The organism is Streptomyces sp. NBC_01166 (assembly GCF_045039765.1).
Classification (GTDB): domain Bacteria; phylum Actinomycetota; class Actinomycetes; order Streptomycetales; family Streptomycetaceae; genus Streptomyces.
Genome location: NZ_CP108613.1, coordinates 2,390,185 through 2,405,684, shown reverse-complemented (window position 1 = coordinate 2,405,684; position 15,500 = coordinate 2,390,185). Strand labels below are relative to the sequence as shown.

Sequence of the window (15,500 nt, the reverse complement as noted above, 5' to 3'; positions counted from 1 at the left end):
CGCCACAGAAGAGAGACCCACCCATGTCCTGGCTGTCCAGATTCAGCCTCGCGCAACGGGCCCTGATCGGGCTGATCTCGATCGTCGCGCTCGTATTCGGAGCGATCGCGATCCCGCAGCTCAAGCAGCAGCTGCTGCCCACCATCGAACTCCCGATGGTGTCGGTGCTGGCGCCTTACCAGGGTGCGTCCCCCGACGTGGTCGAGAAGCAGGTCGTCGAACCCCTCGAGGACGCCATCAAGGCCGTCGACGGAGTCGAGGGCATCACCTCGACCGCCAGCGAGGGCAACGCCGTCATCATGGCGAGCTTCGACTTCGGCGACGAAGGCACGAAGCAGCTCGTCGCCGACATCCAGCAGGCCGTGAACCGCGCCCGCATCCAGCTGCCCGACGATGTGGACCCGCAGGTCATCGCGGGTTCGACGGACGACATCCCGACCGTCGTCCTCGCCGTCACCTCCGACGAGGACCAGCAGGCGCTCGCCGACAAGCTGGACCGCACGGTGGTCCCGGCGCTCGAGGACATCGAGGGCGTCGGCCAGGTCGCGATCGACGGTGTCCAGGAGCTCCAGGTCTCCGTCGTCCCCGACGACAGGAAGCTCGCCGCGGCGGGCATGAACGCAGCCTCTCTGGCCCAGGCACTCCAGGCCGGCGGAGCCACCGTCCCGGCCGGCTCCTTCTCCGAGTCGGGCAAGAGCCGCACCATCCAGGTGGGCGGTTCCTTCACCTCGCTCCAGCAGATCGAGGACCTGAAGGTCTCCGCGGCGGACCCGGCGGCGGGCAAGGCCGGAAAGCCGGTCCGCGTCGGTGACGTCGCCACGGTGAAGCAGGAGCCCGCGACCGCGGTCTCCATCACCCGTACGAACGGCAAGCCGAGCCTCGCCGTCATGGCGACGATGGACAAGGACGGCAGTGCCGTCGCCATCTCGGACGCCGTCGGGGACAAGCTCCCGGACCTGCGCAAGGACCTCGGCGCCGGCGCCGAGCTGACCGTAGTCTCCGACCAGGGGCCCGCCGTCTCCAAGGCGATCTCCGGTCTCACCACCGAAGGCGCGCTCGGCCTGCTCTTCGCGGTCGTCGTGATCCTGGTGTTCCTCGCCTCGATCCGTTCGACGCTCGTCACCGCGGTCTCCATCCCGCTCTCCGTGGTCCTCGCGCTGATCGTGCTCTGGACCCGCGACCTGTCGCTGAACATGCTCACCCTCGGCGCGCTGACCATCGCGATCGGCCGCGTCGTCGACGACTCGATCGTGGTCCTGGAGAACATCAAGCGGCACCTCGGCTACGGCGAGGAGCGCCAGTCGGCGATCATCACCGCGGTCAAGGAGGTGGCCGGCGCGGTCACCTCGTCCACGCTCACCACCGTCGCGGTCTTCCTGCCCATCGGTCTGGTCGGCGGCATGGTCGGCCAGCTCTTCGGGTCGTTCTCCCTCACCGTCACGGCGGCCCTGCTGGCCTCCCTGCTGGTCTCACTGACCGTGGTCCCGGTCCTCTCGTACTGGTTCCTGCGGGCCCCCAAGGGCACCGCCGCGAACCCGGACGAGGCGCGCCGCAAGGCCGAGGAGAAGGAAGCCGCCAGCCGGCTCCAGCGGATCTACGTCCCGGTGCTGCGCTTCGCGACCCGGCGGCGTGCCACCAGCATCGTGATCGCCTTGGTGGTCCTGTTCGGCACCTTCGGCATGGCGCCCCTGCTGAAGACGACCCTCTTCGAGCAGGGAGAGCAGGAAGTCCTCTCCCTCAAGCAGGAGCTGACTCCCGGCACCAGCCTCGCCGCGGCGGACGAGGCCGCGCAGAAGGTCGAGAAGGTCCTCGCGGCCGACAAGGGCGTCAAGGACTACCAGGTCACCGTGGGCTCCTCGGGCTTCATGGCGGCCTTCGGCGGTGGTACGGGAGCCAATCAGGCCTCCTACCAGATCACCCTCAAAGACCCGGCGGACTTCGACGCCGCCCAGAAGCGGATCGACGAGGCACTCGGCAAGCTCGACGGCATCGGTGACACGACGATCGTCGCCGACGGCGGCTTCGGTTCACAGGACCTCAGCGTCACCGTCAAGGCGGCCGACGCGGACGTCCTGAAGAAGGCCTCCGAAACGGTGCGCAGCGAGGTCGCCGAGCTCAAGGACGTCACGGATGTCCAGAGCGACCTGGCGCAGAGCGTCCCGCGCATCTCGGTCAAGGCCAACGACAAGGCGGCCGACGCCGGCTTCAACCAGACGACGCTCGGTGCGGCGGTCGCCGGCGCGGTGCGTGGTACCCCGTCCGGCACGGCGATCATGGACGACACCGAGCGAGACGTCCTGGTGAAGTCGGCGAAGCCGGCCACCACGATGGCCGAGCTGAAGGCGCTGCCGCTCGGTCCCGTGAAGCTCGGCGACATCGCCGACGTGAAGCTGGCCCCCGGACCGGTCACGACGACCCGGATCGACGGGCAGCGTGCCGCGACGATCACCGCCAAGCCGACCGCCGACGACACCGGCGCGGTCAGCACAGAGCTCCAGAAGAAGCTCGACGCCCTGGACCTCCCGGAGGGCGCCACCGCCACCATCGGCGGTGTCACCGAGGAACAGGACGACGCCACCACGAAGCTGATGCTGGCCATGCTCGCGGCCATCGCTATCGTGTTCATGCTCCTGGTGGCCACCTTCCGGTCGCTCATCCAGCCGCTGATCCTGCTGGTCTCCATCCCGTTCGCGGCGACGGGCGCCATCGGCCTCCTCGTCGTCACCGGCACCCCGATGGGCATCGCGGCGATGATCGGGATGCTGATGCTGATCGGCATCGTGGTGACCAACGCGATCGTGCTGATCGACCTGATCAACCAGTACAGGGCGCAGGGCATGGGCGTCGTCGAGGCAGTCGTCGAGGGCGGTCGCCACCGTCTGCGTCCGATCCTGATGACGGCACTGGCGACGATCTTCGCCCTGCTCCCGATGGCGCTCGGCGTCACGGGTGAGGGCGGCTTCATCTCGCAGCCGCTGGCGGTCGTGGTGATCGGCGGTCTGATCACCTCCACGCTGCTGACCCTGCTCCTGGTGCCGACGCTCTACGCGATGGTCGAGCTCCGCAAGGAGCGCCGCGCGAAGAAGAAGGCGGCCAAGCGCGAGGCGAAGTCCGGCGAGGCGGCCCCTGACGCTCCGGAGGAAGCCACCTCCGAGGAGCCGGAGCCCGCGAAGGCCTGACCACCCTCAGGTGACAGAGGAAGGCCCCCGACGCCGTACAAGGGCGTCGGGGGCCTTCCTCTGCGATGAGGGAGCCATCGGGGCTACGGAAGCGCCAGCATCCGCTCCAGCGCCAGCTTCGCGAACTTCTCCGTCTCCGCGTCGACCTGGATCCGGTTGACCAGGTTCCCCTCGGCCAGGGACTCCAGGGTCCACACCAGGTGCGGCAGGTCGATCCGGTTCATCGTCGAGCAGAAGCACACCGTCTTGTCGAGGAAGACGATCTCCTTGTCCTGGTCGGCGAAACGGTTCGCCAGCCGGCGCACCAGGTTCAGCTCCGTGCCGATGGCCCACTTCGAGCCGGCCGGGGCCGCCTCCAGGGCCTTGATGATGTACTCCGTCGAGCCCACGTAGTCCGCGGCCGCCACGACCTCGTGCTTGCACTCCGGGTGCACCAGCACGTTGACGCCCGGGATGCGCTCCCGTACGTCCTCGACGGACTCCACCGAGAAGCGCCCGTGCACCGAGCAGTGCCCGCGCCACAGGATCATCTTGGCGTCACGCAGCTGCTCGGCGGTCAGGCCGCCGTTCGGCTTGTGCGGGTTGTAGAGGACGCAGTCCTCCAGGGTCATCCCCATGTCCCGCACGGCCGTGTTCCGGCCCAGGTGCTGGTCCGGCAGGAAGAGCACCTTGTCGCCCTGGTCGAAGGCCCACTCCAGTGCCCGCTTCGCGTTCGACGAGGTGCAGATGGTGCCGCCGTGCTTACCGGTGAAGGCCTTGATGTCGGCGGAGGAGTTCATGTACGAGACCGGCACGACCTGGTCGGCGACTCCCGCCTCCGTCAGCACGTCCCAGCACTCGGCGACCTGCTCCGCGGTGGCCATGTCGGCCATCGAGCAGCCGGCGGCCAGGTCCGGCAGGACGACCTTCTGGTCGTCGCCCGTCAGGATGTCCGCGGACTCGGCCATGAAGTGCACGCCGCAGAAGACGATGTACTCCGCCTCGGGCCGTGCCGCCGCGTCACGGGCGAGCTTGAAGGAGTCGCCGGTGACGTCCGCGAACTGGATGACCTCGTCGCGCTGGTAGTGGTGCCCGAGCACGAAGACCTTGTCCCCGAGCTTCTCCTTGGCGGCGCGAGCCCGCTCCACCAGGTCCGGGTCGGACGGGGAGGGCAGGTCGCCGGGGCATTCGACCCCCCGCTCGCTCCGCGGGTCGGCCTCGCGGCCGAGCAGCAGAAGGGCGAGGGGCGTCGGCTGGACATCCAGGGGCTGGGCGGTGGTCACGACACGCACCCTTTCTTTTCTGCGAAAAGCCTTTTCGTCTAATTGACGCTATCTATCATAACCGCTTTGTGTCAGCTTGACGATGCCCATAGCGTCGATGTGACGCATCCCCCCGCGCACGCGGTGTGCGAGCATGAAGGGAACAGACACGCGCCTGGCCCGGAATGAATCCGCGGCCCCGATGGTTGGACCGTCGGCAAGCAGTCCGTACAACCCCGGGAGAGAAGCAGATGTCCGTATCGGACGAGACCACCACCGTGAGCGACGGCATCCTCCTGTCCGACGCCGCCGCAGACAAGGTCAGGACCCTGCTGGAGCAGGAAGGCCGTGACGACCTCGCGCTGCGCGTCGCCGTACAGCCCGGCGGCTGCTCGGGCCTGCGCTACCAGCTCTTCTTCGACGAGCGCTCGCTCGACGGCGACGTCGTGAAGGACTTCGGCGGCGTCAAGGTCGTCACGGACCGGATGAGCGCCCCGTACCTGGGCGGCGCCTCCGTCGACTTCGTGGACACCATCGAGAAGCAGGGCTTCACGATCGACAACCCGAACGCCACGGGCTCCTGCGCCTGCGGTGACTCCTTCAGCTGAACCCTGAGTCGTACGACAGCGGCGGCGCTCCCGGACCAGGGAGCGCCGCCGCTGTCGTGTGCGGTGTGGAGGTCTCAGCCGCGCGGCACGGCCTTGCCCGACCCGGCGTCGACCACCTTCCGGCCGTCCAGCGGCGCGTCCAGCGTCACCGTCCGGGTCAGCTCCTTGGCGATCATGATGCAGGCCTTCCCGGGGTCCGGCTTCGACTCGGAGACCGTGACCCGCACGGTCGTGGCGTCCTCCGTGGCACGGGCCGTGTACGTGCTGCACACGCCGCCCCAGAAGGTCACCTCCAGCGTCCGGCCGTCGGCGCTGTACGCGATGAGAGGCGCTCCCTCGCCCTGCGGGTCCTTCGTGGGCTCCGGGGCCGGCCGGGTGCTCTCCGGTGCCAGGTGGTCCGGGTCCACCGCGACCTGGACCACCGTGCTCGCGGGGCCGCCCCCTTCGGGTCGTACGGAGAAGAGCCACGAGGGCACGAGGATCGGCTCGCCGTCCGAGTACTGCGCCGCGAGCCCGAACTCTGCCTTCTCGACCGTCGCCGTGGTGGCCGGCGGGGTCCCGCCGCGGCGGCCGCAGTCGGTCTTCGCCGAGGCCGGATCGCCCTCCAGGGGCTCGGCGGTCGCGCAGCCGCCGATGTCGGCCTTCGCGGCCCGCCGGTTCTCCGCGTTCAGCTGCTTCAGCGCCTCGTCCGCGCCGGTCACCGGATAGCTGTCGCCCTTCTCCAGGGACTTCAGATGCCCGCTGCCGCCGACGATCTCGCCCCCGGCGCCCACCTGGATCCCGGTCGACCATCCGTATGTCGGCAGTCCGTCCACCACGGGGTCGGCGTTCACCACGCGTACGGAACCCATGAGCTGGGCCGCGTCGAGCGCGGCATCGCCCTGCCCCACCGCCTTCAGGACCGGTACCGCCGCGGCCTTGGCGGCCTTCTCGCTCACCGGCGAGCCGGCGCCGGTGCCCGGAGCCGTGTCCTTCGAGCAGACCGTGGGCGACTCGCACGCGTCCGGGCCACCCGAGCCGTACCGGGCGAAGGTCCAGGTGCCCGGAGCCTGCTCGGTCACCCGAAGGAGGGGCCCGGAGCCGTCCCCGTCACTGCCCACCTTCCAGGCCGTGCCTTCCGTGCGGGGCGTTCCCTGCACCCCGAGGGCCTTCGCGAGGCGTGCCACCTCGGCCGAGGTCACCGTGCCCGTCGCGCGGTGGACGGCGGCCGCGTCCGGGCCGTCGGGCAGCTCGCCCGAGGCACGGTAGACGGTTCCGCCGCCGTGGGGATCCGGTTCACCCGGCGCGATGCCCGGAGGTGCCGACGTGCCGCCGTCCGCCGGGGCGTCGAGCGACAGCAGAGGGGCCGCACCGGTCCCGGGGTCGGGGCGGAGGCCCGGCCCGGCCTCGCCCGAAGTGCTGGACGCCCAGTACGCGCCGCCGCCCCCGGCCAGCAGCACGGCTGCCGCCACCGAGGCCACGGCGAGCGGCGACCGCCGCCGCCGGGGGCCGGTCACGTCATTCTCGGGTCGCTCGGTGCTCACCGGATCGCTCCTTCGGCTGCCTGGCCGTCACGGGCACATCATCCGTCCCCGGGCGGGGACACCGGTGGGACGGGCCGGGGGAGCGCGCGGTTCCACCGCGTGCGCGGGGGAACCGCCGGTGAAGCCTCCGATCAGTCCCCGTAGTCGGACATGGAGTCGATCAGGCGGGCCGAGGAGGGCGGCACCGTGACCCCGTGGATGCGAGAGGGCTCCACCGGCTTGCTGGTGGTCCTCGTGGGTGCGACCCAGTGCGGCGCCATCCGTGCGCAGTCACCGCGCAGCTCGGCCAGGCTCATCTCGGACTCACGCGGAAGGGACTCACGCGGAACGACGGTGTTCGACATAACCGCACCGTACGCACGGGGGCACCCAGGTAGAAAGACCTACTATCGGGTAGTTTTGCCCCTTCGGCTACGGTGGCGTCACCGGGTAGCGTGAACTGTCACGCCGTCCCGGAGGGTGCGTTCACGCGTTTCCTCCGCCTTCCGCAGGAGCAGCCACCCCGTGCGCATCGCAGTCACCGGCTCCATCGCAACCGACCACCTCATGACCTTCCCCGGCCGATTCGCCGACCAGCTGGTCGCGGATCAGCTGCACACGGTCTCGCTCTCCTTCCTCGTCGACAACCTCGACGTGCGACGCGGCGGGGTCGGCGCCAACATCGCCTTCGGCATGGGCGTGCTCGGCACGCAGCCGATCCTCGTCGGCGCTGTCGGGGCGGACTTCGACGACTACCGCGCCTGGCTCGACCGGCACGGCGTCGACACCGCTTCCGTCCGTGTCTCCGAGGTGCTGCACACCGCGCGCTTCGTCTGCACCACGGACGCCGACCACAACCAGATCGGCTCCTTCTACACGGGTGCCATGAGCGAGGCCCGGCTGATCGAGCTCAAGAGCGTCGCCGACCGCGTGGGCGGCCTCGACCTCGTCTCGATCGGGGCCGACGACCCCGAGGCGATGCTCCGCCACACGGAGGAGTGCCGCTCCCGGGGCATCCCGTTCGCCGCGGACTTCTCGCAGCAGATCGCCCGGATGGACGGCGAGGAGATCCGGATCCTCCTCGACGGCGCGACGTACCTCTTCTCCAACGAGTACGAGAAGGGGCTCATCGAGTCCAAGACCGGCTGGAGCGACGAGGAGATCCTGTCCAAGGTCGGTCACCGCGTCACCACCCTCGGCGCCCGCGGCGTCCGCATCGAGCAGGCCGGCCAGGACCCCATCGAGGTCGGCTGCGCCGAGGAGGAGCGCAAGGCGGACCCCACCGGCGTCGGCGACGCCTTCCGGGCCGGCTTCCTCTCCGGCCTCGCCTGGGGCGTCGGCCTGGAGCGTGCCGCCCAGGTCGGCTGCATGCTCGCGACCCTGGTCATCGAGACGGTCGGCACCCAGGAGTACACCCTGCGCCGCACCAACTTCATGGACCGCTTCACCAAGGCCTACGGGGACGAGGCGGCCTCCGAGGTCCGCAAGCACCTCTCCTAGGTCCGTAGGCACGACGGAAGCGGTACGGGGCTCACAGGAGCCGGCGGACCACATAGGCCGAGCCGTGGTCCGCCGGCTCCTCGCCCACGTACTCCTGTTCGCGCATCGCGCACCAGGCCGGGATGTCGAGGCGGGCGGCCTCGTCGTCCGAGAGCACCGTCACCGTGCCGCCCACGGGTACCTCTCCGATCACCTTTGCGAGTTCGATCACCGGAATCGGGCAGCGACGGCCCAGCGCGTCGACCACGAGCGAGGCCCGCGGTGCCGGGGAGGGGGCCGCCGACACGGGTGCGCCGAGCCTCTCCCGCACCTCGGCGACCACCCCGGGCAGTACGTCGAGGAAGCCGCCGACCTCTTCCTCCGTCGTCCCGGGCGGAAGCGACACCCGGATGTTCCCCTCCGTGAGCACCCCCATCGCCTTGAGGACATGGCTGGGCGTCAGGGTGCTGCTCGTGCAGGACGATCCGGACGAAACGGAGAATCCAGCCCGGTCCAGCTCATGGAGCAGTGTCTCTCCGTCGACATAGAGACAGGAGAAGGTGACCAGATGCGGCAGCCGCCGCACCGGATCGCCGACCACCTCCACGTCGGGCACCAGGCCCGCCACCGAGGCCCGGATCCGCTCCACGAGGGCACGCAGCCGGACGCCCTCCGCCTCGGCCTCCGCGCGCACCGCTCGCAGCGAGGCCGCGGCCGCCACGATGGCCGGGATGTTCTCGAAGCCGGCCGCCCGGCCCGACTCCCTCTCATCGGCCGGGCCTTGGGGCGCGAACCTGACCCCCTTGCGCACGGCCAGCAGCCCGACCCCGGCCGGTCCGCCCCACTTGTGGGCGCTCGCGGCCAGCAGCGACCAGCGGCCGGGCACCGGCCCCCAGCCCAGCGACTGCGCGGCGTCCACCAGCAGCGGTACGCCCGCGTCGGCACAGAGCTCGGCGGTCTCGGCCACCGGCTGCTCGGTGCCCACCTCGTGGTTGGCGGACTGCAGACAGGCCAGCGCGGTGTCCGGTCGAAGGGCCCGGCCGTACGCCGACGGGTCGACCGCGCCGGTCCGGTCCACCGGCACCTCGGTGAAGGATCCCCCCGCGGCTTCGAGGGCCGCGGCCGAGTGGAGTACCGAGGAGTGCTCGACGGCCGAGAGCACCAGATGGCGGCCGACACGCCGACGCCCGGAAAGAGCGCCGGCGACCGCCGAGTGCACCGCCCGGGTGCCGGACGAGGTGAAGACGAGCTCGTCCGGACGGCAGCCGACCGCCTCCGCAGCCGTCTCCCTGGCCGCGTCCAGGAGCATCGCGGCCCGCCGCCCCTCGCGGTAGAGCCGGGCGGGATCGGCCCAGCCCTCGTCCAGCGAGGCGTGCAGCGCCTGGCGGGCGACGGGGTGCAGGGGGGCGGAGGAAGCCGCGTCGAAGTAGGGCACACCGTCACGCTAGCCCGCGCAGGTGCGTGACCAGGTGACCGGCCACCTCCGCGGCAGGGAGAGGGAGCGTCAGATGACGGCCGGAGGCCTGCATTCCATCCCTTCGGGGTGTCGTGCGGCGCGTTGGGCACCCTCCCCGCGCGACCCCAAATAGCGTCCAGTAGGGTTTGGTCCGCATAAACATCCAAACCCCTGCCCGCGTCAGGGCCGGCGACCGACCAAGTGAGACGGCCGCGCCGACCGTGCGGGCGAGACTCTCGGGAAGGCGCTACGTGAGTCCCAACGGCTCCGACCGCTCGTCGCGGCGCCCGATGCGGCGGAAGCTGCCGCAGGTGCTGACTGCGGGCCTGGTCCTGGCGACGGCCTCCGGTTGTTCATACAACTGGGAGGATTTCCCCCGCCTCGGTATGCCCACCCCGGTAACGGAAGAGGCCCCTCGGATCCTCTCCCTCTGGCAGGGCTCGTGGGCGGCAGCGCTCGCCACGGGCGTCCTTGTCTGGGGGCTGATCCTGTGGAGCGTCATCTTCCACCGGCGAAGCAGGACCAAGGTGGAGGTACCTCAGCAGACCAGGTACAACATGCCTATCGAGGCGCTGTACACAGTGGTCCCCCTGATCATCGTCTCGGTGTTCTTCTACTTCACCGCGCGCGATGAATCGAAGCTCCTCGAGCTCAGCCCGAAGCCGGCCCACACGATCAACGTGGTCGGCTACCAGTGGAGCTGGGGCTTCAACTACATCGAGAACGTGGAGGGCGAGCCCTCCACCGGCGGCAAGATCTCCAAGGAGCTCGACGCCATCCCCGACAAGTTCCAGAAGGACTTCCCCGCGAACGCCAACGGCGTCTACGACGTGGGCATCCCTGGGACGCGTAACCCGCAGAACGGCAACCCGGGTCCGACCCTGTGGCTGCCGAAGGGCGAGAAGGTCCGTTTCATCCTGACTTCGCGTGACGTCATCCACTCCTTCTGGGTGGTGCCGTTCCTCATGAAGCAGGACGTCATTCCGGGCCACACCAACTCCTTCGAGGTCACGCCGAAGAAGGAGGGCACCTACATGGGTAAGTGCGCCGAGCTCTGCGGCGTCGACCACTCCCGGATGCTCTTCAACGTCAAGATCGTTTCTCCGGAGCGTTACCAGCAGCACCTCAAGGAGCTGGCGGAGAAGGGTCAGACGGGCTACGTGCCGTCAGGCATCGAGCAGACGGACCCGGCCAGGAATGCGGAGACGAACAAACTGTGAGCATCCTCAATGAATCCCAGGGTGCCGCGGCAGCAGACGACTCGTTCGAGGACGAGCTGCCGGTGCGGCGCAAGCAGCCGGGGAGTGTCGTCGTCAAGTGGCTGACAACCACTGACCACAAGACGATCGGCACGATGTACCTGGTCACATCGTTCGCGTTCTTCTGCATCGGTGGCCTCCTGGCGCTCTTCATGCGCGCCGAGCTGGCCCGTCCGGGTACGCAGATCATGTCGAACGAGCAGTTCAACCAGGCGTTCACGATGCACGGCACGATCATGCTGCTGATGTTCGCGACGCCGCTGTTCGCAGGGTTCGCGAACTGGATCATGCCGCTGCAGATCGGCGCGCCCGACGTGGCGTTCCCGCGGCTGAACATGTTCGCGTACTGGCTGTACCTCTTCGGCTCGCTGATCGCCGTGGCCGGCTTCCTCACCCCGCAGGGTGCGGCCGACTTCGGCTGGTTCGCCTACTCCCCGCTGTCGGACGCCGTCCGCTCGCCGGGCGTCGGTGCCGACATGTGGATCATGGGTCTGGCCTTCTCCGGCTTCGGCACGATCCTCGGCTCGGTCAACTTCATCACCACGATCATCTGCATGCGCGCCCCCGGCATGACGATGTTCCGCATGCCGATCTTCACCTGGAACGTCCTGCTGACCGGTGTCCTGGTCCTGCTGGCCTTCCCGGTCCTCGCCGCCGCGCTCTTCGCGCTGGAGGTCGACCGTAAATTCGGCGCACATATCTTCGATGCGGCCAACGGTGGCGCATTGCTCTGGCAACACCTCTTCTGGTTCTTCGGCCATCCAGAGGTGTACATCATCGCGCTACCATTCTTCGGAATCATTTCCGAAATCATTCCGGTGTTCAGCCGCAAGCCGATGTTCGGCTATGTCGGTCTGATCAGCGCGACGATCGCCATCGCCGGCCTTTCGGTGACGGTGTGGGCGCACCACATGTATGTGACGGGCGGCGTGCTGTTGCCGTTCTTCTCCTTCATGACATTCCTCATCGCGGTACCGACCGGTGTGAAGTTCTTCAACTGGATCGGCACGATGTGGAAGGGATCGTTGTCCTTCGAGACACCGATGCTCTGGTCGGTCGGCTTCCTGATCACCTTCGCCTTCGGTGGTCTGACCGGCGTGATCCTGGCCTCGCCGCCGCTGGACTTCCACATCTCCGACTCGTACTTCGTCGTCGCGCACTTCCACTACGTCGTCTTCGGCACCGTGGTCTTCGCGATGTTCGCCGGGTTCCACTTCTGGTGGCCGAAGTTCACCGGCAAGATGCTGGACGAGCGGCTCGGGAAGATGACCTTCTGGACGCTGTTCATCGGCTTCCACGGCACCTTCCTGGTGCAGCACTGGCTCGGTGCCGAGGGCATGCCGCGTCGCTACGCGGACTACCTCGCCGCCGACGGCTTCACCGCCCTGAACACGATCTCGACGATCTCCTCGTTCGTGCTCGGACTGTCGATGCTTCCGTTCATGTACAACGTCTGGAAGACCGCCAAGTACGGCAAGAAGATCGAGGTCGACGACCCCTGGGGCTACGGCCGTTCGCTCGAATGGGCGACGTCCTGCCCGCCCCCGCGGCACAACTTCCTCAGCCTGCCGAGGATCCGTTCCGAATCCCCGGCGTTCGACCTGCACCACCCGGAGATCGCGGCACTCGAGCAGCTCGATCACCTGTCCGAGGGTGACAAGGTCCTCGTCGGTGGCAAGGAGGACGGCAAGTGAAGATCCAGGGCAAGCTCTTCATCTGGCTGAGCGTCTTCATGCTGGCCATGGCCGTCACGTACGGCGTCTGGTCCAAGGAGCCGGTCGGTACCACCGCGCTGGTCCTGGCCTTCGGGCTGACCATCATGATCGGCTTCTACCTGGCCTTCACGGCCAACAGGGTCGACGCGATGGCCCAGGACAACAAGGAAGCCGACGTCGCGGACGAGGCCGGTGAGGTGGGCTTCTTCTCGCCGCACAGCTGGCAGCCGCTCTCGCTGGCCATCGGCGGGGCGTTCCTCTTCATGGCCGTCGTCTTCGGCTGGTGGCTGGCCTACTTCTCGGCCCCGCTGCTCCTGATCGGCCTCTTCGGCTGGGTCTTCGAGTACTACCGGGGAGAGAACCGCACCCAGTAGGACGCGCCCTCACAGGACGCGTCGCACCCGTACGGGGGCCCGGCCCGCTCAGCAATGAGCGGGCCGGGCCCCCGTTTGCAGTCACTGAACGCGCTGGATCGGATGAATCTTCTTAGCGTGGGTTCATGAACCACACGCCGCGCATCCGCACCGTAGTGAGCTGCACCCTGCTGGTCGTGACCCTGGTAGCGGGTGCGACCGCCTGTGGCGAGCCCGATGGTCATCCGCTGTCGCTGAAGCCGTACGACGCGGCCGACCTGGTCTCCTTCAACGGCCCCTCCGAGAACGAGAAGGCCGACCCCGACAAGCCCCTCGAAGTCACCGTCAAGGACGACGACGCGAAGATCACGGACGTGACGGCCGTCGACAGGGAGGGCCGCCACCTGGCGGGCGAACTGGACGCCGACGGGAAGCGGTGGCATTCCACCACCTCGCTCGCGGCCGGCACCCGATACACCGTCAAGGTCTCCACCGAGAACGGTGACGGCGCCCCTGGCAGCCGTACGTACGCCTTCGGCACGACCTCGGCCAAGAAGTTCCTGAAGGTGGCCTTCGGCCCGCAGGCGGGCACCTACGGCGTCGGACAGCCCCTCACAGCGGAACTCAGCGCTCCGGTCACCGACAAGGCCTCCAGGGCCACCGTGGAACGCGGGCTGCAGGTCCGGTCCACCCCCGCCGTCACGGGCTCCTGGTACTGGGTCGACGCCAAGACCCTGCACTACCGGCCCAAGGAGTACTGGCCCGCCGACGCCACCATCGACGTCCGCAGCAACCTCAAGGGCATAAAGGTCACCAACGCCCTCTACGGGGCCACCGCGAAGCCCCTGAAGCTCACCACCGGCGACCGCATAGAAGCGATCACCGACGCCTCCGACCACTCCATGACCGTGCTGCGCAACGGTGAGGTGATCAACACCCTGCCGGTCACCACGGGCAAGCCGGGCTTCGACACGCGCAACGGCGTCAAGGTGGTGCTGGCCAAGGAGCAGTTCGTACGTATGCGCGGGGAGAGCATCGGCATCTCCGCCGGCTCCTCGGAGTCGTACGACCTGCCCGTCTACTGGGCGACACGCGTCACCTGGAGCGGTGAGTACGTCCACGCGGCGCCCTGGTCGACCGGTTCGCAGGGCAGCGCCAACGTCAGCCACGGCTGCACGGGGATGAGCACCGCCGACGCCCAGTGGTTCTTCGAGACCGTACGTGAGGGCGACATCGTCAAGGTCGTCGGGAGCGACGGCGAGACCATGACGCCGTTCGACAACGGCTTCGGCGACTGGAACCTGGACTGGGACGCCTGGCGGAAGGGCAGCGCCCTGCACGGGGGCGGCACACCGGACTCGGGCACCGACGTCGAGGCGGCGCGGCTGCGCCCCCAGGTCTGACCCGGCCGGGAGTGCGCCGCGCCCTCGAAGGACACCGCGGAGGGGTTCGGGGCCCCTCCGCCTCAGGCCCCTACGGACAGCCTGTGGCGCAGCAGGGAGGCCAGAGCGTCCGCGAAGTCGACCGGGTCCACCGGATGCGTCACAGCGGCGTCCGCACGGCTCCACGTGGCCAGCCAGGCGTCCTGCGGGCGTCCGATCAGCAGCAGGACGGGCGGGCAGTCGAAGATCTCGTCCTTGATCTGCCGGCAGACGCCCATGCCGCCGGCGGGGGCCGTCTCGCCGTCCAGCACGCAGACGTCGACACCGCCCCGGTCCAGCGCGCTCAGGACGGCGGGCAGGGTGGCGCACTCCAGGAACTCCACCGGTGGCACGTCCGCCGCAGGCCTCCGACCGGCTGCCAGCCTCACCTGCTCGCGGGTGTTGGCGTCGTCGCTGTAGACCAGGACCGTGGCGGTCGGCTGCATTGTTCCTCCGTGACGTCTGTGTCTTCGGGGCTCTCCGGGCATGAACCGATGGGCGGATCGTACTCCGGCGGACTGCCTGTCAGCACCGGTAAAGACAGCGATTCGATGGGCCGTTCGGTGAGGACACACACCGCTGACACACCGAACGGCACCCCCCGGAGTGAGGGCGGGATAAGCGACCGACATAATGTCGGTCGTGGCGACAGCAACGACAGTAGAAACCGGGCACGCGCACCCGTCGGTCAATCGGCCGAACCTCACCAGCGTCGGAACCATCATCTGGTTGAGTTCCGAGCTGATGTTCTTCGCGGCCCTCTTCGCGATGTACTTCACCCTGCGATCGGTGATGGGACCCGATCACTGGAAGGAGATGGCTCACCATCTGAACTTCCCGTTCTCGGCGACGAACACCACGATCCTGGTGCTTTCCTCTCTCACCTGCCAGCTCGGCGTTTTCGCCGCGGAGCGGGGCGATGTGAAGAAGCTCCGCACCTGGTTCATCATCACGTTCGTGATGGGTGCGATCTTCATCGGAGGCCAGGTCCTCGAGTACACCGAGCTGGTCAAGGAGGCGGGTCTCTCCCTGTCCTCCGACCCGTACGGTTCGGTGTTCTACCTGACGACCGGCTTCCACGGTCTGCATGTGACAGGCGGTCTCATCGCCTTCCTGCTCGTCCTGGGCAGGACATACGCGGCCTCGAGATTCACCCATGAACAGGCCACCGCCGCCATCGTCGTGTCCTACTACTGGCACTTCGTCGATGTCGTCTGGATCGGTCTGTTCGCCACGATCTACATGATCAAGTAACAGGGCTCGCACCCACCCATCATCGACGCAGAA

General features: G+C 68.5%; 13 protein-coding genes. 8 read left to right on the top strand and 5 right to left on the bottom strand.

Annotation, left to right across the window (positions count from 1 at the left end; all coding sequences use genetic code 11):
* The first annotated feature begins 23 nt into the window (after window positions 1-23).
* A complete protein-coding gene (locus tag OG379_RS11080; protein ID WP_405661643.1) occupies window positions 24-3,179 on the top strand; it encodes an efflux RND transporter permease subunit in 3,156 nt (1,051 codons plus the stop codon).
* An 83-nt stretch (window positions 3,180-3,262) separates the two neighbouring features.
* Here OG379_RS11080 and nadA read toward each other — a convergent pair whose 3' ends face one another.
* On the bottom strand, window positions 3,263-4,450 hold the full coding sequence (gene nadA / locus OG379_RS11075; RefSeq protein ID WP_405661641.1) for a quinolinate synthase NadA: 1,188 nt from the start codon (window positions 4,448-4,450) through the stop codon (window positions 3,263-3,265).
* A gap of 221 nt (window positions 4,451-4,671) precedes the next feature.
* On the opposite strand from nadA, the gene OG379_RS11070 reads away from it, so the two are divergent.
* Window positions 4,672-5,028 (top strand): iron-sulfur cluster assembly accessory protein, encoded by a 357-nt coding sequence (locus tag OG379_RS11070; RefSeq protein WP_056784314.1) that lies wholly within the window; start codon window positions 4,672-4,674, stop codon window positions 5,026-5,028.
* 74 nt (window positions 5,029-5,102) lie between these two features.
* Here OG379_RS11070 and OG379_RS11065 read toward each other — a convergent pair whose 3' ends face one another.
* Entirely contained in the window at window positions 5,103-6,551 is a 1,449-nt protein-coding gene (locus tag OG379_RS11065; RefSeq protein ID WP_405661638.1) for a hypothetical protein, read from the bottom strand.
* A gap of 131 nt (window positions 6,552-6,682) precedes the next feature.
* Window positions 6,683-6,895 carry a hypothetical protein gene (locus OG379_RS11060; RefSeq protein ID WP_393755800.1) on the bottom strand — a complete coding sequence of 71 codons (213 nt, stop codon included), beginning with the start codon at window positions 6,893-6,895 and terminating at the stop codon, window positions 6,683-6,685.
* 160 nt (window positions 6,896-7,055) lie between these two features.
* Between OG379_RS11060 and OG379_RS11055 the strand changes: the two genes are divergently transcribed.
* The gene (locus OG379_RS11055; RefSeq protein ID WP_393755798.1) at window positions 7,056-8,030 is read left to right on the top strand and encodes a carbohydrate kinase family protein; all 975 of its coding nucleotides are present in this window, start codon (window positions 7,056-7,058) and stop codon (window positions 8,028-8,030) included.
* Between the two features lie 31 nt (window positions 8,031-8,061).
* On the opposite strand, the gene OG379_RS11050 is transcribed toward OG379_RS11055, so the two are convergent.
* The gene (locus OG379_RS11050) at window positions 8,062-9,444 is read right to left on the bottom strand and encodes a cysteine desulfurase/sulfurtransferase TusA family protein (RefSeq protein ID WP_405661636.1); all 1,383 of its coding nucleotides are present in this window, start codon (window positions 9,442-9,444) and stop codon (window positions 8,062-8,064) included.
* A gap of 272 nt (window positions 9,445-9,716) precedes the next feature.
* Between OG379_RS11050 and coxB the strand changes: the two genes are divergently transcribed.
* The 4 genes from coxB to OG379_RS11030 all read left to right on the top strand — a co-directional run bounded on the left by coxB (window position 9,717) and on the right by OG379_RS11030 (window position 14,195).
* Window positions 9,717-10,685 carry a cytochrome c oxidase subunit II gene (gene coxB, locus OG379_RS11045; RefSeq protein ID WP_104784885.1) on the top strand — a complete coding sequence of 323 codons (969 nt, stop codon included), beginning with the start codon at window positions 9,717-9,719 and terminating at the stop codon, window positions 10,683-10,685.
* Window positions 10,682-12,418: a cytochrome c oxidase subunit I gene (gene ctaD, locus OG379_RS11040; protein ID WP_362930553.1), complete on the top strand. Its 1,737-nt coding sequence runs from the start codon at window positions 10,682-10,684 to the stop codon at window positions 12,416-12,418. The genes coxB and ctaD overlap by 4 nt, the downstream gene beginning before the upstream one ends.
* Window positions 12,415-12,813 (top strand): cytochrome c oxidase subunit 4, encoded by a 399-nt coding sequence (locus tag OG379_RS11035; RefSeq protein WP_104784882.1) that lies wholly within the window; start codon window positions 12,415-12,417, stop codon window positions 12,811-12,813. Before ctaD ends, OG379_RS11035 begins: the two co-directional genes overlap by 4 nt.
* Before the next feature lie 125 nt (window positions 12,814-12,938).
* Window positions 12,939-14,195 (top strand): Ig-like domain-containing protein, encoded by a 1,257-nt coding sequence (locus OG379_RS11030; RefSeq protein WP_405661633.1) that lies wholly within the window; start codon window positions 12,939-12,941, stop codon window positions 14,193-14,195.
* Between the two features lie 62 nt (window positions 14,196-14,257).
* Here OG379_RS11030 and OG379_RS11025 read toward each other — a convergent pair whose 3' ends face one another.
* Window positions 14,258-14,659 (bottom strand): hypothetical protein, encoded by a 402-nt coding sequence (locus OG379_RS11025; RefSeq protein ID WP_362930549.1) that lies wholly within the window; start codon window positions 14,657-14,659, stop codon window positions 14,258-14,260.
* Between the two features lie 187 nt (window positions 14,660-14,846).
* On the opposite strand from OG379_RS11025, the gene OG379_RS11020 reads away from it, so the two are divergent.
* Window positions 14,847-15,467, top strand: a complete 621-nt coding sequence (locus OG379_RS11020) for a heme-copper oxidase subunit III (protein WP_014045480.1) — start codon at window positions 14,847-14,849, stop codon at window positions 15,465-15,467.
* The last annotated feature ends 33 nt before the right edge of the window (window positions 15,468-15,500 follow it).